General features: G+C 47.3%; 18 protein-coding genes and 1 tRNA gene. 17 read left to right on the top strand and 2 right to left on the bottom strand.

Features of this window, described 5'->3' with window-relative positions:
• Positions 1-112: 112 nt before the first annotated feature.
• The 7 genes from pstB to HII30_RS06710 all read left to right on the top strand — a co-directional run bounded on the left by pstB (position 113) and on the right by HII30_RS06710 (position 7,224).
• Positions 113-868, top strand: coding sequence for a phosphate ABC transporter ATP-binding protein PstB (gene pstB / locus HII30_RS06740; protein WP_169504256.1), 756 nt, complete (start codon positions 113-115; stop codon positions 866-868).
• Between the two features lie 36 nt (positions 869-904).
• Positions 905-1,564, top strand: coding sequence for a phosphate signaling complex protein PhoU (phoU, locus tag HII30_RS06735; protein ID WP_169504255.1), 660 nt, complete (start codon positions 905-907; stop codon positions 1,562-1,564).
• 113 nt (positions 1,565-1,677) lie between these two features.
• Entirely contained in the window at positions 1,678-4,338 is a 2,661-nt protein-coding gene (polA, locus tag HII30_RS06730; protein ID WP_169504360.1) for a DNA polymerase I, read from the top strand.
• Positions 4,339-4,406: 68 nt separating this feature from the next.
• Entirely contained in the window at positions 4,407-5,258 is an 852-nt protein-coding gene (gene mutM, locus HII30_RS06725; RefSeq protein ID WP_169504254.1) for a DNA-formamidopyrimidine glycosylase, read from the top strand.
• 116 nt (positions 5,259-5,374) lie between these two features.
• Positions 5,375-6,058 (top strand): sporulation membrane protein YtaF, encoded by a 684-nt coding sequence (gene ytaF, locus HII30_RS06720; RefSeq protein ID WP_343045071.1) that lies wholly within the window; start codon positions 5,375-5,377, stop codon positions 6,056-6,058.
• Between the two features lie 9 nt (positions 6,059-6,067).
• Positions 6,068-6,664: a dephospho-CoA kinase gene (gene coaE, locus HII30_RS06715; RefSeq protein ID WP_169504252.1), complete on the top strand. Its 597-nt coding sequence runs from the start codon at positions 6,068-6,070 to the stop codon at positions 6,662-6,664.
• Complete coding sequence (locus tag HII30_RS06710; RefSeq protein WP_169504359.1) at positions 6,661-7,224, top strand: lytic transglycosylase domain-containing protein; 564 nt, start codon at positions 6,661-6,663, stop codon at positions 7,222-7,224. The genes coaE and HII30_RS06710 overlap by 4 nt, the downstream gene beginning before the upstream one ends.
• A gap of 84 nt (positions 7,225-7,308) precedes the next feature.
• Here HII30_RS06710 and HII30_RS06705 read toward each other — a convergent pair whose 3' ends face one another.
• A complete protein-coding gene (locus HII30_RS06705; RefSeq protein ID WP_169504251.1) occupies positions 7,309-7,539 on the bottom strand; it encodes an alpha/beta-type small acid-soluble spore protein in 231 nt (76 codons plus the stop codon).
• A 114-nt stretch (positions 7,540-7,653) separates the two neighbouring features.
• Between HII30_RS06705 and nrdR the strand changes: the two genes are divergently transcribed.
• The 3 genes from nrdR (at position 7,654) to HII30_RS06690 (ending at position 9,748) form a co-directional block, all read left to right on the top strand.
• A complete protein-coding gene (gene nrdR, locus HII30_RS06700; protein WP_169504250.1) occupies positions 7,654-8,130 on the top strand; it encodes a transcriptional regulator NrdR in 477 nt (158 codons plus the stop codon).
• 110 nt (positions 8,131-8,240) lie between these two features.
• The gene (locus HII30_RS06695; protein WP_169504249.1) at positions 8,241-8,732 is read left to right on the top strand and encodes an RNA polymerase sigma factor; all 492 of its coding nucleotides are present in this window, start codon (positions 8,241-8,243) and stop codon (positions 8,730-8,732) included.
• The gene (locus HII30_RS06690) at positions 8,729-9,748 is read left to right on the top strand and encodes a hypothetical protein (protein WP_169504248.1); all 1,020 of its coding nucleotides are present in this window, start codon (positions 8,729-8,731) and stop codon (positions 9,746-9,748) included. Before HII30_RS06695 ends, HII30_RS06690 begins: the two co-directional genes overlap by 4 nt.
• 192 nt (positions 9,749-9,940) lie before the next feature.
• On the opposite strand, the gene HII30_RS06685 is transcribed toward HII30_RS06690, so the two are convergent.
• Positions 9,941-11,302, bottom strand: a complete 1,362-nt coding sequence (locus HII30_RS06685) for a dipeptidase (RefSeq protein WP_169504247.1) — start codon at positions 11,300-11,302, stop codon at positions 9,941-9,943.
• 280 nt (positions 11,303-11,582) lie between these two features.
• Between HII30_RS06685 and HII30_RS06680 the strand changes: the two genes are divergently transcribed.
• The 7 genes from HII30_RS06680 to HII30_RS06650 all read left to right on the top strand — a co-directional run bounded on the left by HII30_RS06680 (position 11,583) and on the right by HII30_RS06650 (position 19,894).
• Positions 11,583-11,655, top strand: a tRNA-Ala gene (locus HII30_RS06680).
• A gap of 371 nt (positions 11,656-12,026) precedes the next feature.
• Positions 12,027-12,698: a hypothetical protein gene (locus tag HII30_RS06675; protein ID WP_169504246.1), complete on the top strand. Its 672-nt coding sequence runs from the start codon at positions 12,027-12,029 to the stop codon at positions 12,696-12,698.
• Positions 12,699-12,912: 214 nt separating this feature from the next.
• Positions 12,913-14,544 (top strand): glycosyl hydrolase, encoded by a 1,632-nt coding sequence (locus HII30_RS06670; RefSeq protein WP_246246163.1) that lies wholly within the window; start codon positions 12,913-12,915, stop codon positions 14,542-14,544.
• A gap of 54 nt (positions 14,545-14,598) precedes the next feature.
• Positions 14,599-16,152 carry a response regulator gene (locus HII30_RS06665; RefSeq protein ID WP_169504245.1) on the top strand — a complete coding sequence of 518 codons (1,554 nt, stop codon included), beginning with the start codon at positions 14,599-14,601 and terminating at the stop codon, positions 16,150-16,152.
• A 208-nt stretch (positions 16,153-16,360) separates the two neighbouring features.
• The gene (locus HII30_RS06660; protein ID WP_169504244.1) at positions 16,361-17,323 is read left to right on the top strand and encodes an ABC transporter permease; all 963 of its coding nucleotides are present in this window, start codon (positions 16,361-16,363) and stop codon (positions 17,321-17,323) included.
• Positions 17,324-17,338: 15 nt separating this feature from the next.
• The gene (locus tag HII30_RS06655; protein WP_169504243.1) at positions 17,339-18,208 is read left to right on the top strand and encodes a carbohydrate ABC transporter permease; all 870 of its coding nucleotides are present in this window, start codon (positions 17,339-17,341) and stop codon (positions 18,206-18,208) included.
• Between the two features lie 27 nt (positions 18,209-18,235).
• Positions 18,236-19,894 carry a type 2 periplasmic-binding domain-containing protein gene (locus HII30_RS06650; protein ID WP_169504242.1) on the top strand — a complete coding sequence of 553 codons (1,659 nt, stop codon included), beginning with the start codon at positions 18,236-18,238 and terminating at the stop codon, positions 19,892-19,894.
• The last annotated feature ends 97 nt before the right edge of the window (positions 19,895-19,991 follow it).

The following is a 19,991-nucleotide window of genomic DNA, read 5'->3' as shown; positions in this document are numbered from 1 at the left end:
GTTAACACTTCTCTTACTTTGTAATGACAAATGATTTATATAATGGGTGTCTGACGGAAAACATGGATAAAGCAATTCTTCTGAATCAAACCGAAGGAGACACGGATAATTTATGGCATCCATTATTGAAATCGACCAGCTGGACCTTTATTACGATACATTTCATGCCTTGAAAAAAGTAAATCTCAGCATTCCCGAAAAGGCAGTTACAGCTTTCATCGGCCCTTCCGGCTGCGGGAAATCCACCCTTCTGCGTACCTTGAACCGGATGAATGATATGGTAAACGGAGTCCGGATCGAAGGCAGCGTCAAAATCAGCGGAAAAGATGTTTACAGGGAAGACATATACGTAGAAGAGCTGCGAAAGCAGGTCGGTATGGTATTTCAGCAGCCGAACCCGTTCCCTAAATCCATCTACGATAATGTAGCCTACGGTCCTCGTCTTCATGGCATTCGCAGCAAGGAGGAACTGGATGGCATTGTTGAGCGGAGCCTGAAGCAGTCTGCACTATGGGAAGAGGTAAAAGATTTCCTGAAGCGCTCTGCGCTCAGTCTGTCGGGCGGACAGCAGCAGCGTCTCTGTATTGCCCGTGCGCTTGCAGTACAGCCTGATATTCTGCTCATGGATGAAGCCACTTCTGCTCTTGACCCTATCTCAACATTGAAGATTGAAGAACTGGTACAGGATTTGAAGAACGAATATACCATCGTAATGGTTACACATAACATGCACCAGGCTGCCCGGGTCTCTGACCAGACGGTATTCTTTCTGAACGGTGAGGTTGTGGAATCAGAGCAGACAGAGGTATTGTTCTCGACACCGGCAGATTCGCGTACGGAAGATTATATTTCCGGACGTTTCGGGTAAGCCGTGTTTTACAAAAAGTGATTGGGAGGATACACAATGATCCGGAGAACTGGTTTTGACCAGCAGCTTGAAGAACTAAAGAACCTGCTTAAAAATATGGGTTCACACATGGTAGAGGCTCTCGATCTGGCCGTTTCGTCCCTGCAGAATATGGATGCAGATAAAGCACGCAGGGTGGTAGAGCAGGATGCACGCTTAAATGCAATGGAGGAGCAGATCATGGAGATCGGCTCCAGACTGATCGTTACACAGCAGCCGGTCGCCAAGGATTTACGCCGAATTCTGGTTGCTTTCCGAATTGCCAGTGATCTGGAGCGGATGGGAGATCTCGCCCGGGATGTCGCTAAAGTAACCATTCGCCTTGAAGGAGAAACATTGATCAAGCCGCTGGTGGACATTCCAAGAATGACAGAGATTGTCCGGGGCATGGTGACCGAATCCATCGAATCCTATTTAAAGGAAAATACAGACCTCGCTTACAAAATGGCAGGGGATGATGATCAGGTAGACCATCTGTACAGTGTGATCCTGCAGGACTTGTTCAAATATATAAGCACCGCACCGGAAGGCGCAAATCAAGCGATGCTGCTCGTCATGGTAGGCCGTTATATTGAGCGGATTGCAGACCATGCTACGAATATCGGGGAGAGCACCGTATATCTCGTGACTGGCAGCCGGCCGGATCTGAATCAATAATCATAAGCAGTCAGTCAGGGTACTTCCTGGCGTGACTGCTTTCTTTTTTCGATTTGAGGGGAACCTATGGTATCATGTGGGAAGGAAACGACAAAGAGGGGCAGGTGCCATTGTTGGACAAGTTGATTGTCATTGATGGAAACAATATTATTTACAGGGCGTTTTTTGCCATGCCGCCGCTTAGTAATGCCAGCGGCCAGCAAACCAATGCCGTCTACGGATTTACAACAATGCTGCTGAGGCTCATTGACGAGCATAAGCCAACACATATAATGGTCGCATTTGATGCGGGTAAGGAAACGTTCCGGCATGCCGACTATCAGGAGTATAAAGGCAAACGTGAGAAGACTCCGCCCGAGCTATCGGGACAATTCCCGCTGCTCAAAGAACTGCTCCAAGGACTGGGCGTTCCCCAGTTTGAGATTGCGGGATATGAAGCCGATGATATTATCGGAACCCTGACTCGTCTGGCAGATCAGGAGAAGCGTCAGGTCATGGTGGTATCCGGGGATAAGGACATGCTGCAGCTGGCATCCGAGCATGTCACGATCGCGATGGTCCGTAAAGGCGTGACAGATATTGAACCCTTTGGCCCTGCAGAAATTCAGGAACGGTACAACCTCACGCCTGAACAGATCATTGACTTAAAAGGTTTGATGGGGGATACGTCAGATAACATTCCGGGCATTCCGGGTGTCGGCGAGAAGACAGCCCTGAAGCTGCTGCATGAGTTTGGCTCGGTAGAGCAGGTGCTGGAGCGTTCCGATGAGCTTAAGGGCAAGATGAAGGAGAGAGTCCAGGAGCATGCCGATTCTGCGGTGCTCAGCAAGAAGCTGGCGACCATATTCCGTGAAGTTCCTCTGGAGCAGACCTGGGAGGATATGAAGTTCGACGGACTCCATCCGGAAACCGCAGGACCTGCGCTTGCAAAGCTGGAGTTCAAATCGCTCCTGGAGCGGCTGAAGCTGGATGACGGAGGTACCTTATCTGCTGAGGCTGCTTCCCAGCCAGAGGCGGAAGTACAGGTTTCCATCGTGGATGAATCCAATTTGACCGAAGTACTGTCCAAGCTGGACGAAATTAAGGTGCTGCATGTTGAGACTCATGGCGATAATCCGCATCATGCAGATGTCGTGGGCATCGTGCTGGCATCGGCGGAGCAGCAGTATTTTATTGCCTATGACTTCATAAAAACCGAGGCAGCGCAGCCGCTTCGTGACTGGCTCGGGGACAGTGCTGTACCCAAACGCGGATATGATCTGCACCGGATCGATTTGGCGCTGCACTCGAAAAATATTGCTTTTGCAGGCGCTCAATTTGATGTTCATTTGGCCGGGTATTTGCTGGATCCGACAGAAGCCAATCAGACGCTGAGCAGCCTAGCGGCGAAATACAGCATGTCTTACCTGGCTTCGGACGAGGGTGTGTTCGGCAAGGGAGCGAAATGGAAGGTACCGGATCAAGATACACTGAGCCGCCATCTGGCGCGCAAATGCGCTGCTGTCGCTCAGATTGTGCCTCTGCAGGAAAAAGAACTGAGCGATAACGGCATGCTGCCGCTGTTTCATGAGCTTGAAATGCCGCTGTCCCGGATTTTAGCAGACATGGAGAAGCAGGGCATCGCTGTCAATGCAGATGAACTGAAAGAGCTCGGACGAGAATTTGAGGGACAGATTGCGAAGCTTGCAGCTGAAATTTATGAAATTGCCGGTACGGAATTCAATCTTAATTCCCCGAAACAGCTGGGAGAAATTCTCTTTGTCAAGCTGGAGCTCCCGGCTGTCAAGAAGACTAAAACAGGTTTTTCAACAGACGCCGAGGTACTGGAAAAGCTGGCTCCCTATCATGATATTGTCCGTCTGATTCTTCAATACCGTACGATTGCGAAACTGCAGTCTACCTATGTAGAAGGACTTCTGAAAGAAATATCGGATGTGACGGGAAAGGTGCATACATTTTACCGCCAGACAATTGCCGCCACAGGACGTCTCAGCAGCCAGTATCCGAACCTGCAGAACATTCCGATTCGTCTGGAGGAAGGCCGCAAGCTTCGTAAGGTGTTTGTTCCTTCAGAGCCAGGCTGGTCTATTCTCGCTGCGGATTATTCCCAGATTGAGCTTCGGGTTCTGGCGCATATTTCAGACGATGACCGCCTGAAGGAAGCTTTTGTACAGGATATGGATATTCATACCAAAACAGCGATGGATGTTTTTGGCGTTAGTCCTGAAGAGGTTGACGGCAATATGCGGCGGTCTGCGAAGGCTGTTAACTTTGGCATTGTGTATGGCATCAGCGATTACGGACTGTCTCAAAATCTGAATATTCCGCGTAAGGAAGCGGCCAAATTTATTGATCAATATTTTGAGGTCTATCAAGGTGTTCGGCGGTATATGGATGAGATCGTCAAGCAGGCGAGAGGAGACGGTTATGTAAAAACACTCTTAGAGCGAAGACGCTACCTTCCGGAAATTAATGCGCGAAACTTCAATATCCGTTCTTTCGCTGAACGTACGGCCATGAATACACCAATTCAGGGTACAGCGGCCGATATTATCAAGCTGGCTATGGTCAAAATGGATGCGGCACTAGCTGATAACAAGCTTAAGAGCCGGATGCTGCTTCAGGTGCATGATGAACTGGTGTTTGAAGTGCCGCCGGAAGAGCTGGAGCTGATGAAAAAACTCGTGCCTGAGGTGATGAGTCAGGCGCTGAAACTGGCTGTGCCTCTGAAATCAGAGGTCAGCTACGGCGAGAACTGGTATGAGGCAAAGTAAACTGCCGATAATCGGTAGTCGTGCTTTTGCTCCTGCATCCGTTATAATAGGGATGAGGTGAAGACATCATGCCGGAACTGCCGGAAGTAGAAACTGTTAAACGAACTTTGAATGAACTGATTCAAGGTAAACATATAGATCATGTCACCGTGAAGCTGCCGCGAATTATTCAGCGGCCGGATGATATTGAGGCATTTGCCTTTATGCTGAAGGGTCACACTGTAGAACGAGTTGAGCGCCGCGGAAAGTTTTTGAGGATTGTCATGGACGGACTCGTACTGGTCTCCCATCTGCGGATGGAAGGAAGGTATGGGCTGTATGAGAATCACGATCCAGTGGAGCTCCACACTCATGTTATTTTTCACTTTGATGATGGAACAGAGCTGCGCTATAAAGATGTACGCCAGTTTGGAACCATGCATCTGTTTGCACCAGGTGAAGAATTCAAGAATCCTCCGCTGAGCCGGCTTGGTTATGAACCGCTGGATAACACCTTTACACTGGGTACTTTTCAGGAAATGCTTCTGACCAAAAAAACTAAAATCAAGGTGGTTCTGCTCAATCAGGCATATGTCGTGGGAATCGGCAATATTTATGTGGATGAGGCGCTGTTCAGAGCAGGAATACACCCTGAAAGAACAGCGAATTCACTTACATCTGACGAACAGTCGTCATTGTATCATGCGATCGTGGCTACACTGAGTGAAGCGGTGGAGGCCGGAGGCTCATCCATCAAATCATATGTGAACGGCCAAGGTAAAGCTGGAAGCTTCCAGCACAGTCTTCGGATTTACGGCCGGAAGGACGAGCCGTGTGATCAATGCGGGAATCCCATCGTGAAGACTGTGGTTGGTGGACGAGGTACACATTTCTGTCCTTCCTGTCAGCCGAGCCCTGTGAAATCAAAAGCTGTAAAATAGGCGTGCACCCATCTCCTCCTGAGCCCATATATTATGGGGAAATCAGCCCGAGCAGGATACATTCTCGCTATGTTCGAAATGTATCGTCTGACAGTCGGGCCGGAGGAGGTATATGGGTGCTCGGTCTTGTTTTAACACCTGTAGTGCTGGCCCTGGCTTTGAGTTTGGACGGATTCGGGGCCGGCATTACATATGGCATACGTAAAACCAGAATTCCACTGCTGTCTGTTTTGATCATTTCAATGTGCTCCGGTCTGGTACTGTGTATTTCCATGCAGGCCGGTTCTCTGTTAGAAGGGGTTTTATCCCCGGATTCCGCTTCTTTTCTGGGAGCACTTATCCTTATTCTTTTAGGAGGGTGGTCCTTGATTCAGGGGCTGATCGGCAGAGGCACAGAGGATATTGAACCAGATGAGGATGTGCAGGAAGAAAAGAGCGAGTTACACATCGCCAAGAATGAAAGGGTGTTTACACTCGAAATCCGCAAGCTGGGACTGGTGATCCAGATATTGAAGAGTCCTTCACGAGCAGATTTGGATCGTTCAGGAAGCATCTCGGCCTGGGAGGCGATGCTGCTGGGCATAGCCCTCTCTCTGGATGCCTTTGGTGCCGGACTGGGTGCAGCAATGATGGGGCTTTCTCCTTGGCTGACATCCGGTATCTCGGCGTTCTTTTGCGGTATGTTTCTGATTCTTGGTATGAAGACGGGATTTAAGGCTGCCTCCGCTCGAGGCATCCGGTTTATTTCTCTCATGCCGGCGTTGTTGTTAATAGGGATGGGAATAATGAAGTTGTTATGAGGTGAATTCATGAATATCGGTTTAACCGGAGGAATTGCAACCGGCAAAAGCACCGTGTCCTCCATGTTTCTCCGAAAGGGCGCGCTGCTGGTGGATGCCGATGTGATCGCCCGGGAGGTCATGCTCCCGGGACATCCGGTTCTGGCAGAAGTGGCGGCTCATTTCGGATCCGGAATTCTTCTGCCTGACGGGCATCTGGACCGCAAGCGGCTGGGGGAGATTGTATTTAATGAGCCGCAGGAACGGCTTGTGTTAAATGGAATCACACACCCGGCCATTCGAGGAGAAATCAAAAGACAAATCGAAGAACACGAACAGAAGAGTCCGGACCGGCTCATCGTTGTGGATATCCCGTTATTGTTCGAGTCCAATCTTCAAGCACTGTATGATCAGACCGTACTTGTGTATGTACCTAGGACACTACAACTGGACAGGCTGATGAAGCGTGACGGGCTGAGTCTGGAACAAGCAGAATCCCGGGTTAACAGTCAAATGGACATTGAGGAGAAGAAGAAACTTGCGGATGTTGTCATTGATAACAGCGGCAGTCTGGACGATTCACAATCTCAAGTGGACAAGCTGTGGAACAGGATGAGCGGACGATGATCTGGCTCAAGAAAAAAAGAGTGCTGCTGCCGGTCCTGTTATCATTCATTGCGGTTTTGTTTCTCAGCAGCCACTGGATGACCTGGCTTTATCCGATCTATTATAAAGATCAAATCCGGGAGCATGCATCTTATTATGAAGTGGACCCTTTTCTGGTGGCTTCCATCATTCGAGTAGAGACGAACTACAAGCCAGGCAAGGAATCCAAAAGAGGTGCACTTGGAATCATGCAGCTGATGCCGGATACCGCAAACTGGGCGATGGAAATGGCGAAGCTGCCTGCGGTTACGCTGGATGATGTCAAGCATGAAGCAAGTGCCAATATTCAGCTTGGGACCTGGTATATCAAGAAGCTGCATGAAGAGATGGACGGGAATCCGATTGCCGCCATTGCCGCGTACAATGCGGGTCCGGGAAATGTAAGAAGCTGGATTAAAAAAGGGCTTTGGGACGGGAGTTATGAAGATGTAAGAAACATTCCTATAGGTGAAACCCGGCACTATGTGCAGCGGGTGATCTATTATTACAATCAGTACAATGATGTGTACGATCATTTTTGATATTTGGATTTCATGACAGCAAAAAAGAGTGCTGGACAGGCTTTCACAAGCCTGTCTAACACTCTTTATGAGATAAAGAATCAATTATTGACCGGAAAATTGACCAGCCAATTGCTGCTCAGCCAGGGTTACCAAACGCTTGGTAATGTATCCCCCGATCGAACCGTTCTCGTAAGAAGTCATGTTACCTTGGTATCCGTCTTGTGGAATGCTGATGCCCAGTTCTTGAGCAACCTCGTATTTCATTTGCTCAAGAGCACCTGTAGCACGTGGCACTACCAGGTTGTTGCTGCTGTTTCTGTTACCTTGTCCCATTGATGTTCACCTCCTTGAGTTGGTAAAAGTATTATGTCTCGAAATTACAATCTTCATAACTTTAACGGACATGCATTTTATGGAAAAGTTAAATCGAAAGGAAGTGATCAGCATATGAAATGTCCTTACTGCGGTTTTGCAGGAACGAAAGTGCTGGATTCACGGCCTGCGAATGAGAATAAATCCATCCGCAGGCGCCGGGAGTGTGAGCAGTGCAGCCGCCGTTTTACAACCTTTGAAATGGTGGAAGAGACGCCGCTTATGGTTATTAAGAAGGATGGCAGCCGGGAAGAGTTCAGCAGGGAGAAGGTTCTCCGCGGCTTGATCCGAGCTTGTGAGAAAAGGCCTGTCTCGGCAGATCAGCTGGATTTGATGGTTTCTGAAGTGGAGAAGTCACTGCGAAACACGGCTGCGGCCGAAGTGGAGAGCAACGAAATCGGTGAGCTTCTAATGGAACAGCTGTATGCTGTGGATGAAGTCGCTTATGTCCGTTTTGCTTCCGTGTACCGCCAGTTCAAAGATATTAATATGTTTATGAAAGAACTGAAGAGCCTGCTGTCCAAAGATCAAATGCCTGGCAGTCAGTCCTAAATGATTTGAAGAGTCCTCCTGTGTGGAGGATTTTTTTTGTGGAAAGATATAACTTTTTGTGACCAAAACGCGTCCAACATTGTGTTTAAGGTAAAGGAGGTCAGTGCAGGATGCAAAGTCGATCGCTCCGGCCGGGCGAAGATATTACCCAGGCAGTACAGAATTACGGGAAAATGCTGTTTAAAATCGCTATGATTCATCTTGGCAGCAAAGAAGATGCCGAAGAAGCGATACAAGAAACGTTCATCAAACTAATGAAGCAGGAGCAGGGATTTCAAGATCAGGAGCATGTCAAGGCCTGGCTGATTCGGGTATTGATCAACCATTGTAAAAATATGCGCCGCAGTCTGTGGAAGAGCCGTGTGGTGATCATGGACGCTCTAGAGGACTATTTTTACCATCCTGAGGAACGGTCCTTGATGGAACATGTGCTGGGGCTTCCCTTTAAGTACAAGACGGTCATCCATTTATTTTATTATGAAGGCTATTCCGTCAGACAGATTGCGGATATTGTGCAGATCAGTCAATCGGCGGTTAAAATGCGGCTGGCACGAGGAAGAAAGCTGCTGAAGATGGACCTTGAAGGGGTGATGGAAGCATGACACATAAAGAATACAAGCAGCTGATGGATAGAGTGGAACCAGATTCTACATTTGAAGAACGGATGGTGAAGAGCGTTATGGGACAAAGTAACAGTAATACAGGGGCAGGTCTTATAAAGAAAGGTAACAGAAACAGAATGCCTATCGTAACGGTGGCACTTGGTGGGGCGTTCGCACTCGGGCTGGTCGTGGTGCTGATGAACAGCTTGGGCGGACAACAGCCTGTTAACCTGGCAGAGCCGGTTCAGGTCAGTCCGTCAGGGACGGAGCAGCAAAATGTGGAGCCCTCCGGGAGTAATGAAGCTGTAACGATTCCGGCGATCGAGCTGCCCAAGGAAGACAGTGGTGTTCAGGCAAAAATGATCGGACTTGTTGTTTATCAGGGGCAAATCTATACACAGTCGCGCACAACACTGAGTCCTGAAACCGCGAAGGAACTGCTGGGTGATAAGCTTGGACGCACGAGGGCAGGTATCACGGAATGGAGCAAGGAAGAGGATTATACAGAGCTTGCTTCTACCATTGGAGAGGCGGACATTTATGCCGTGAACGGGTACGATCCCGGATTCCGGATCATGTCTTATACTGAGATCGACGGTCAGGTTTTTGCGGAATTGTATGAGCATTTAAACGGGATTACAGTTGCAAGCGGTGAAGACCTGATTGGCCCGCTGCACATGCAGGGGAATGTGGCATCGGTTCAGTGGGAGTCGTATGATAGCTGGAATATGGGCGAAGGCAACAAGCAGACGCTGGAGGCAGATGAAAGTGCTGTCGCAAGCTTCCTGGATGCCTTGTACACTGCAAAGCCGGTGGCTGAGGAAGCATTGGCTGATCAGGATATCTATTTGGCTGAAGGTGATGTTCAAAGGTTTGTTTATATTACTTTGGAAGATGGCACGACCGTTCAGCTGCGGCTGTTCAAAAATGGCGGTTACGTGAATTACGGCATGGTACCGGTGTTGTTACAGTTGGATGAGGCGAGTTTTTCGGCATTCTGGGAAGTCATGAAATAAACAGCAAACAAGCTCTTTTCCCCCATAGGAGGGAAAAGAGCTTGTTTTGTGCTGCATGCGGCGTGATGGTGACTCTGATCGGTTGCAGATCCTTGGCTAAGGTGCCAGGTGTCTTGTTAAAGACCTTGCCTAAGATCCGCCCACCCAAGACACCTGTTAAAGGCCTGACTCAACGTTGTACCTCCAAATGGTTTAGACCAGCTTCAGGTATTCCACAATAGTGAGCAGCCCCAAATCAAAGTTCTCCAAGTTGAAATGCTCATTCGGTGCATGCAGATTTTCATCCGGCAGACCAAAGCCCATCATGACTGCAGGTGCGTTCAGCGTGCTGGACAGCTTCTCGACGATCGGAATGGAGCCGCCGTCTTTGGTGAACAGTGCCCGGGTGCCATAAACTTCTTTGAAGGCATCTGCAGCTTTCTGCAGCAGCGGATGGGAAGGGTCCACGTTGAAGGCGAAAGCTTTCTCCTTGGGCTTGAATGTAAGCTTCGCACCGGGTGGCGTGTGTGCCTTCAGATGCTTCTCGATCGCATTCAGCACGGCCTGCGGATCCTGGTCTGCGACCAGACGGCAGGTAATCTTGGCATGCGCTTCTTTTGGAATTACCGTCTTGCTGCCTTCACCCTGAAAACCGCCGTATACGCCGTTCAGTTCCAGTGTCGGACGAGCGCCGACGCGTTCCACAAACGAGAAGCCTTCTTCGCCGTACAGAGAATCGAGTCCGAGCGAATCCTTCAGCTGCTCTTCATCAAACTGCTGCTTCGCAAATTCTTCCCGCATTTCCGGTGACAGTTCCTGTACACCGTCATAGAAGCCCTCAACACTTACCCGTCCTTGCTTGTCATGAAGGGAAGACAGGAGTTCAACGATAGCATGGAGTGCATTCGGCACACCGCCGCCATATGTACCGGAGTGAAGGTCTGTGTTCGCCGTTTCCAGCGTCAGCTCAAGCGAGCAGAGTCCGCGGAGTCCTGTCGAAATCGCTGGCTTGCCCGGAGCGAGCAGGGAGGTGTCGGAGATGAGGATAGCATCAGCCGCCAGCTTGTCTTTATGCTGCTCCAGATAGAGCGGCAGGTTCGGGCTGGATACCTCTTCTTCCCCTTCGATGCAGAATTTCACGTTGACGGGCAGTGATTTCTCCTGCTTCAGAATAGCTTCAACGGCTTTTACATGAAGGAACAGCTGCCCTTTATCGTCCGTTGCTCCGCGCGCGTACAGCTTGCCGTCACGAATTTCTGGCTCAAACGGCGGCGTCTGCCATAGATGAAGCGGGTCCACAGGCTGCACGTCATAATGGCCGTAAATCAATACGGTCGGCTTGCCCCCGGCATGTAGATAATCCGCAGTGATGATCGGATGACCCGCTGTCTGATGAATCTCCACATGCTCCAGGCCTGCGGCGTTCAATTTCTCTGCAAGCCAATCTGCGGCTTTTGCGACATCTTCTTTATGTTCAGATATAGCGGAGATGCTCGGAATGGACAACCACTCCTTCAATTCGTTCAGATGTTGCTCACGGTGTTCGGCAAAATATGCTTTATAATCAGCGCTCATGTAATGATCCTCCTTGATGTGGATGGCTTTGGCATACTCAATTATGCCCATACCGTCTATTTTACCCTTTTTTCAGGAAATACGAAATGAAGGGGGCTTGAAGAAATAATTTTTGAAAAAAAGTAGTTGCAAACTTAAAGATGACATGATACATTATTAGAGTACTGTTTTGAACGGGCTAATTAGCTCAATGTAATGGATGCTGTGAACTGAATGCTGCGAGTCGTTATGCTACAGCAACAATGTTACTTAGTTCGAAATCCCATAATTATAAAAATTCGGGGCCTTAGCTCAGCTGGGAGAGCGCATCGCTGGCAGCGATGAGGTCAGGGGTTCGATCCCCCTAGGCTCCATACATGTTATTGAACTTTCAGCCTATATTAGGCTGTTTTTTTATATGTTGCAGGGATGGTGAGCGCTTTTTCTTATTGAACGCACTCCGTGTCAATGTATTATTGTGTTTTGTACGATTCATCATACAAAACAAGTCATCATTTAGTGAATTCGTCCGTTTTTGTACGAATCATCGTACAAAATTAGAGGTTTCAAAGGTAAATCGAAGTTAATTGTACGACAAATCGTACAATTAACTTCGATTACTATAATTAGTTAAAATATTGTATGATAAATCATACAAATAAACGATGTGGCGAAGCACGCCCCGATCATTTCTGCCTGAGCAGGAAGGATCGGGCTTTTTTATATTCAAAAGGAGGCGAAGATGATGAGTTTTGAAACTGAACATGCTAACTGGATCCACTGGCATTCCAGTCGTCGTACGGGAGAGCGTAAAGATGCATTGAAGCGGGGGCATGGTTATGGGAACCAACTGTTTGCAGAAAAGGTCTGGTGGCCACTGATGGGGCATTTTCGTGATTTGCATCCAGAGTACGAGGTGTTGGATTGGCGTGGACGGTCATATTTTGTGGATTTCATGTGGATTATGGGAGCGCTTCGCTTTGCATTCGAGATTATGGATTTTGGATCGCACGGCAAAGACCGAACAAAATATCGGATGGATCTAAATCGAGCATTGTTTCTCCAGTCTCAGCAATGCCACGTCATATCCATTTCACTTGATGAGATGAAAGAAAATCCTTCGTTTATTCAATCGATTCTACGTAATATGCTGGCACCATATTTAATATCTGGCAAGCCTCTACTACAATCGTTCGGCAAAATTGAACAATTGTTGATACGTTATGCAGCATGTCATAATCGAATCGTAAGACCTGTGGAAGCGGCAGTCGATTTGAATCTTCATAAGCAAACGGTCATCAAGTACTGCCGAGAGTTGGTAAGCAAAGGGAGACTCCGCCCTATTTCATCCGGCAGTTCAGGTAAAGTGTACAAATATGAATTTATAGGATCCATATTAAGTTTTGAATTGATGTGATATGTCTAATTATTTTTTATCCAAATTTGTCAAATGTGGTGCGAGAAAGAGAAACCGGTTTTATCGTTACGGGTGAAGTGTATGGTTTTGATTTGAACTTTGTCATTCCCTGTCATGGAATATGCTGGTATAATAATTCTGTTTTTGTCGTAACATTATTCAACATATTTCATCATTTATTTATCGTGATGCAGGGGGAGACGGGGAAGTAATCATGGGGGCAAGAAAACGGGATTTACGATCAAGAAGATCGGCAGCAGGACTGCTTAAAATGGTACTGATCATGGCAATATTGATGCTTGTCGCAGCGCCCTTCCAGTCAGAGGAAGTTCAGGCGGCAAGTGTCTGGACCGTTTACAAAGATGCACAGAAGCTGGAGGCCCGCGGCAAATACAAGGAAGCAATTGCCAAGTATAAACAGATTGCACCGGTATTTGTAAAGGATAAGGAATACGGGAATGCCGCTCAAATGTACCGCCGGATCGGCGACTGTTATAAGGGATTGAAGCAGTATGACAACGCGGTCGTGAACTGGGATCTGGAGGCGGACTATTCGGGCAAGGCAAACCAGACTCAGATCAGCATTGCAGCTAAACGCAAAGCCAATATGCTGCGCAGCACGGCAAAGCTGTATGTAGAGCAGCAGGCAGGACAGGGAACGACCTATAAAGGAACAAAATTTGTTCCGGCTAATGGCGCATTGATCGGCGCGTACGCGGAGATGGACAAAAAGGTGAATGATCCGAAGCAGGGCAAATATTTCACCAAACAGTTCCCTGTTATGACTGGAAAGAAGCACGCTGCCTATCTGCTGTATTTCAACTACGGCAGTGATCCGGTTCTGCTGGCCAAACACCTGGAGCGTGCGGAGGCTAGCGGTACGGCACTGCAGATTGGTGTGCAGCCCATTCATGGACTGGAGCAGGTGAAGGATGATGCCTACCTGCGAAATTTTGCGCGTATGATCGGTGATACAGAGGTTCCGGTTTTTCTGCGTTTTGCCAATGAAATGAATGGCGGCTGGGTGAAGTGGAACGGTGACCCGAAGAAATATATCGAGAAATTCCGTCTGGTCGCCAAGGTGTTCCGGGAAGAGGCTAAGGACAATGTGGCTATGGTCTGGGCACCAGGTGCTAATCCTACGTATACAATAGAGTCATATTATCCGGGCGATGCCTATGTGGATTGGGTCGGTGTAAGCCTGTATTCGATTTTCGACCCGTCGCTTGATCCGCTGAAGCAGGGCGAAGACCGGTCGAGCCATCTGGATAAATTCGATTATATCTACAAGCTTTATGGAGATCGCAAGCCGGTGTTCATCTCTGAGGGCGGCGTGTCTTACATGTACCCGGAGAAGCGTCAGGATAAAACCTCATGGGCCGTGTACAAGATGCAGGAATTTTACGCTTCCCTGCCGATGGTTTACCCGAAAGTGAAAGGTGTCTTTTGGTTCGACAGCAATGGCAATGCGACAGAACGAATCAAATATTATATGCTCTCTGCGAACAGCAGGCTGCTCCAAGCATATAAAGATGCCGTCGCGAATCCATTTTACTTAAGCTCGATCGGTGAAAAAGCTTCCGTGTCCTATAAGCAGATCAACAACAGCACCATTAACGCAGGCAAACTAAAGGTGTCTGCTTATGTAAAAACCTGGGCACCTACGTTATCCAAGGTCACCTATAAGATTGGCGGCCTAACGGTTGCCACAACCTCTGCACCGCCTTGGAAGGCGGAAGTTGACTTTAGGCCCTACAAAGGCAAGAAGATTGAGCTCTCCATACAGGCGTATGATTCCAGCGGCAAGCTGGTGACGACGCAGAAAGTAAAGGTCACGGTGAAATAATCGGGATCCACAGAATGTTAACGGACACTACCAAATCCAATCTAGGAGACAACCATGTATAAAGTACTCTTAGTAGATGATGAATTTATGATCTTGGACGGCATTTCTTCGGTTATTGAATGGGAAGTTCTGAATACCGAACTGATTGGAACCGCCCAAAATGGACAGCAGGCGATGAATATCGTTAGGCAGAACCCTCCAGATATCATCATTACAGATATTCGTATGCCTGGAATGGACGGTCTTGAGCTGGTGCGGACGGTTCATGCCATTCATCCGGATATTATGTTTATTTTATTGACAGGGTATTCCGAATTTGAGTATGCCAAGACGGCTATGCAGTATGGCGTAAAGCACTATCTTCTGAAGCCCTGCAGTGAAGAGAGTCTTAGCGAGGCGATTGGTGAGTTAGTCGAATCCAGAATGATAGAGGATGATAAAGAGGCCTTCGTTCAATCTGTTCGATATGGGCTGGAAAGGATTAAACCCTACGCAAAAGAGCAGTTTCTCAAAGAATTTTTGACGAACAAGACCTATGGCACAGAAGAATGGCACTATTTTGGTGAATTATTCGGATTTCAATTCCAAAGCCAGCAGGTCCGTGTGCTTCTATTTCAAATTGACGGTGAGCATGAATATGAACATCTATTTGCCGTGAAAAATATTACGGAGGATGTATTTCGTAATCCGATGTTGAGCTCAACGGTGAGCAAGCATGTCCTGATACTTATTGAAGATACACTCACGGAACCGGAGCTGTTTGAACGAATTCAAAGCATTCGTTCTATTTTCACGAAATATTATAATCTGGATCTGACGGCTGCGCTAAGTGATTCCGGCGAGCTGGCGCAAGTCCGCAGGCTCTATAAACAAACGATTGACTGCTTGAGTCATCAATTTTACCTCGGTAAAGGGAGTCTGATTACTAGAAGAGATATTTCCAACTCGTTGGACCAGGGGCGGCAGGAAGATTTCAGCTATGATGAAGAAAAGCTGATCATGGTGATCAAAGCAGGACATTGGGACGATGCAGAACGTGAGTTGACACAAGTTTTCCAGCGGTTGTCCGAACTTCGTATGGACTCCGCGGAGACCAAATCCTATATCATTCAGCTGTTCATGGGCATCATTCGCCTCGGCAGCTCCGACCGTATAGCAGAATATCTAGGCAGGTTAACGACCGTTATCGAGTCCAGTACGTTTCAATCGGTCCAGGAGCTTGTCATGTCAATATCAAGAGACATTGCACTCGAAAGATTTGAGAGAACACGCAGCCAGCATTCCCAGCTTGTCCAAAGCGTCGTACAAATTGTTCATCAGCGACTGCATGACGAGCAGCTGACCCTGCAGATGGTATCCAATGAAATTTACATGAATCCTGATTATGTGAGTAAGGTTTTCAAACGAGAAATCGGGGAGAAATTCACGAATTATGTGATGAGGCTCAGAATGGAAAGGGCCCTGGAACTATTAGAACAGGACAATGAGATCAGAATTAGCCATCTGGCTGAAATGGCCGGATTTGGAGGCAATTCGCCTTATTTTAGCAAGGTATTTAAAAAGCATACAGGCTTATCTCCATCCGAGTACAAGCAGCAGTATTTTTAAAAGATATGAATGATTTCATCTGCAGCGCTGCAGCGGCCGCCATAAAAGATGATTCCTGGTTTACACAGGAATCATCTTTTTTTATATTCGCGAACAAGTCGGTTTTGTGCACAAACAGAACGGTTATGAGCATGGGAATTTTTATGAAAACGCTTTAAAGTGAAGATTAGCTGCAAGAGAAGCTTAATCATTGGCAAGGGGGATATGAATGGCACAACCTCAACGACAGTTGGTTCAACGGCCCGAGATTCAGCAGGGAAAGATGAGTTTTTTGAAAAAAGAACTGATTCGCAACAAATATGTCTATATCATGCTGATCCCGGTCGTACTCTACTACCTGATTTTCGCCTACGGACCAATGTATGGACTGCTTATGGCATTCCAAAAAACATACAGTCCGATTAAAGGCATCTTGTCGGGAGAGTGGGTTGGACTGGACAACTTTAAAATGTTTTTTAACAGCTATTATTTCGAAAGACTGATCAGCAACACGCTCATTCTTAGCTTGTACAGTATTCTGCTTGGTTTTCCAGCTCCTATTATCCTTGCACTTCTTCTTCATGAGGTCAGGAAAAAGTGGTTCAAACGAACCGTACAGACTGTCAGCTACCTGCCTCACTTTATCTCGGTTGTTGTCGTCGTCGGTATGCTCAAGACGTTTTCATCTCTGGACGGCGGATTGTTTAACGTAGTGCGCGGTTTGTTCGACCTGCAGCCCATCATGTTTCTGGCTGAAAAGGATATGTTCCGGCCGATGTACATCCTCTCTAATATTTGGCAGGGGGCGGGATGGTCTTCCATTATATTTCTAGCCGCGCTCAGCGGGGTGGATCCACAGCTGTACGAGGCAGCCAAAATAGACGGGGCAGGCAGATGGAAGCAGCTTTTGCATATCACGCTCCCGGGCATTATGCCTACAATTGTAATCATGTTTATTTTGAGGATGGGTGCGATTATGAATGCAGATTTTCAGAAGATCCTTCTTATGCAGACGGCGCCTACTTACGAAACTTCAGATGTGATCTCAACATTTATTTATCGTACAGGGATTCTCGAAGGCAACTATACGTACTCCACAGCGATCGGTTTGTTCAATGGAATTATTAACTTTTCGCTGCTGCTTCTAGCTAATGCACTTAGTAAAAAGGTCAACCAAACAAGTCTCTGGTAGAGGGAGGGAAAGTTTATGAAGCGTTCTACCGGTGAACGTGTGTTTGATGCAGTAAATATCATTTTTCTAATCTTTGTCATTGCAGTTTCTTTATATCCTATGCTGTATATCCTGAACTCTTCCGTAAGTGATCCGGACCGGTTAATCCGTTCCCAATCCTTTATGCTGCTTCCTGAAGGGTTTCAGCTGAAGGCCTATCAATATGTCTTTCAGAATCCCAAGATTTACACCGGTTATATGAATACCTTGTTCTACGTTGTGGCAGGAACGGCTTTGAATCTATTAATGACATCGCTGGCCGCCTATACCTTATCCCGAAAAGATCTGCTGGGCAGAAAATTTCTGATGAAGCTCATCACGTTCACGATGTTCTTCGGCGGCGGAATGATTCCGACTTTTCTGCTTGTGAATAACCTGGGTCTGGTTAACACTCCATGGGCGATGATCGTGCCTACGGCGATAAATACATTTTATTTCTTGATCATGAAAACCAGTTTTGAAGCTCTGCCGATGGAAATGATCGAATCGGCAAAGATGGATGGCGCCACAGATTTCACCATACTATTTCGTATCGTGCTGCCGTTATCCAAGTCTATCCTGGCGGTCATGCTGCTGTACTATGCTGTGGATCACTGGAATGATTTTGTGACACCTCTGTTATACCTGCGGGATCAGTCACTTTATCCCATCCAGATTATTCTGCGGGATATTCTTATTGGAAGCAGTACAGAATCCATGGGTGCAGGTGTGGATACCGGCTATGCCATCGGGGAGAACATCAAGTATGCAACGATTATTATCTCTACACTTCCGATTATGCTCGTATATCCGTTTATCCAAAAATATTTTGTTCAAGGCGCTCTCATCGGTGCTGTGAAACAATAAAGAACTAATGAAAGAGGAGGCAGTTTAATGAAGAAAAAATGGGGGTCACTCTTGTTGTCTGGACTGCTCGTTGGCAGCCTTTTAGCGGGCTGCACTGGCGGAGGTAAAAACCAAGAATCTGAAAACAACAACAACCCGGGCACGAATGATGGGGAAGTACAGGAAGCATTGACAGAAATTCCTCTGCCGATTACAGACGAAAGCTTTACCATTGATTATTGGCGTGCGAATGATGCCAAGCTTACAGCATCGCTCGATAATTTCGGAGAAATGGCATCTTATAAGAAAAAAGAAGAACTTACAGGCATCAAAACGAAATTTACACACCCGCCGCTTGGCCAGCAAAAAGACCAGTTTAACCTGCTCGTTTCGACCAATGAGCTGCCGGATATTATTTACTACAACTGGGCAGATGCTATTGGCGGACCCGAGAAAATGATTGAGGATGGACGGATTATCCGCCTCAATGAACTGATCGATCAATATGCGCCTAACTTGAAAAAAATCATTGATTCAGATCCTGACGTGAAAAAGCAAATTTCTCTCGATGATGGAACCATTTATATGTTCCCGCTGATGAAACTGGATGCTCTGAAGCTGAACGCAACCTCAGGTCTCATTATGCGTAAGGACTGGCTGGATAAACTCGGTCTGGAAGCACCAACGAATATTGACGAATGGTATACCGTATTAAAGGCGTTTAAAGAAAAGGATCCGAACGGTAATGGAAAAGCGGATGAACTGCCGTTCACCGGCAACTGGGGTCCAGGTAATCTGACGAAGCTGCATGACTTTGCTCCTGCTTTCGGTGTGGTCGGCGGATTCCAAATGAAAGACAACAAGGTAGCGTTCGGTCCGATCGAACCCGGTTACAAGGATTTCCTTGAGACGATGGCTAAATGGTATAGTGAAGGACTGATTGATCCGGAGATTATGACCAATGATGGAAAAGCCTTTGATTATAAGATAACCAATCATCTGGCTGGTTCTTATAATGGCGGTGTATTCAGCGGGATGGGTAAATATTTTAACCTGATGAAAGATGACCCTGATTTTAATGTGACAGGTGTGCCATGGCCGGTTTCGGATAATGGTACAGCTTACGCAACGTTCAATATGGAACAGAAAGTACTCTCTTATGGAGAAGCGATTACTTCAAGCGCTGATAAAGATAAACTGAAATACATTGTACAGTGGATGGATTTTAATTACAGCCCTGAGGGCCATGATCTGTTCAACTTCGGTATTGAAGGAGAGAGTTACAGCAAGGAAGGAGATGCGATCAAGTTTACAGACGCCATTGTTGATAATCCGGACGGACTCACTTATGATCAGGCATTATCCACGTTTGCACTATCCATTATGGATGGTCCAATTAATCAGGACAGCCGGTATCTGGATGCGCTGATGTTTAATGAAGGCCAGCGTTCTGCTAACACAGAGTGGATGAAGGCCAGTTCGGAGCTTACGCTGCCTCCAATTCGTCTCAGTGCAGATGAAGCCAGAGCCAGCACCTCGATCATGAGTCAGGTGAACACCTACCTGAATGAAACCATGACAGCAATCATTAATGGCAGCAAACCCATCTCGGAATTTGATAAAATGGTAGAGACGATCAAAGGTATGGGCATAGATGAAGCCATCAAGGTGCATCAGGCTGCTTATGATCGCTATCAGAGCAAGTAAGCTCCAATTATACTTATACTGATTCATGCTGGGACTGCCAGGAGAAACATCTCCTCTGGCAGTCCTTTAGCAGTATAGGTGGACCCCTTGCTCTAAC

Origin of the sequence: Paenibacillus lemnae (assembly GCF_012933385.1) — a bacterium.
Classification (GTDB): domain Bacteria; phylum Bacillota; class Bacilli; order Paenibacillales; family Paenibacillaceae; genus Paenibacillus_AQ; species Paenibacillus_AQ lemnae.
The sequence above is the reverse complement of the archived record's forward strand: the minus strand, read 5'-3'. Positions and strand labels throughout refer to the sequence as shown.

Coding starts and splice junctions, on each gene's coding strand:
- HII30_RS06660 (WP_169504244.1), top strand. CDS start 16,361: ATGGCACAACCTCAACGACAGTTGGTTCAACGGCCCGAGATTCAGCAG.
- HII30_RS06695 (WP_169504249.1), top strand. CDS start 8,241: ATGCAAAGTCGATCGCTCCGGCCGGGCGAAGATATTACCCAGGCAGTA.
- HII30_RS06665 (WP_169504245.1), top strand. CDS start 14,599: ATGTATAAAGTACTCTTAGTAGATGATGAATTTATGATCTTGGACGGC.
- HII30_RS06650 (WP_169504242.1), top strand. CDS start 18,236: ATGAAGAAAAAATGGGGGTCACTCTTGTTGTCTGGACTGCTCGTTGGC.
- HII30_RS06670 (WP_246246163.1), top strand. CDS start 12,913: ATGGGGGCAAGAAAACGGGATTTACGATCAAGAAGATCGGCAGCAGGA.
- pstB (WP_169504256.1), top strand. CDS start 113: ATGGCATCCATTATTGAAATCGACCAGCTGGACCTTTATTACGATACA.
- HII30_RS06710 (WP_169504359.1), top strand. CDS start 6,661: ATGATCTGGCTCAAGAAAAAAAGAGTGCTGCTGCCGGTCCTGTTATCA.
- HII30_RS06655 (WP_169504243.1), top strand. CDS start 17,339: ATGAAGCGTTCTACCGGTGAACGTGTGTTTGATGCAGTAAATATCATT.
- phoU (WP_169504255.1), top strand. CDS start 905: ATGATCCGGAGAACTGGTTTTGACCAGCAGCTTGAAGAACTAAAGAAC.
- HII30_RS06675 (WP_169504246.1), top strand. CDS start 12,027: ATGAGTTTTGAAACTGAACATGCTAACTGGATCCACTGGCATTCCAGT.
- HII30_RS06685 (WP_169504247.1), bottom strand. CDS start 11,302: ATGAGCGCTGATTATAAAGCATATTTTGCCGAACACCGTGAGCAACAT.
- nrdR (WP_169504250.1), top strand. CDS start 7,654: ATGAAATGTCCTTACTGCGGTTTTGCAGGAACGAAAGTGCTGGATTCA.
- coaE (WP_169504252.1), top strand. CDS start 6,068: ATGAATATCGGTTTAACCGGAGGAATTGCAACCGGCAAAAGCACCGTG.
- HII30_RS06690 (WP_169504248.1), top strand. CDS start 8,729: ATGACACATAAAGAATACAAGCAGCTGATGGATAGAGTGGAACCAGAT.
- mutM (WP_169504254.1), top strand. CDS start 4,407: ATGCCGGAACTGCCGGAAGTAGAAACTGTTAAACGAACTTTGAATGAA.
- HII30_RS06705 (WP_169504251.1), bottom strand. CDS start 7,539: ATGGGACAAGGTAACAGAAACAGCAGCAACAACCTGGTAGTGCCACGT.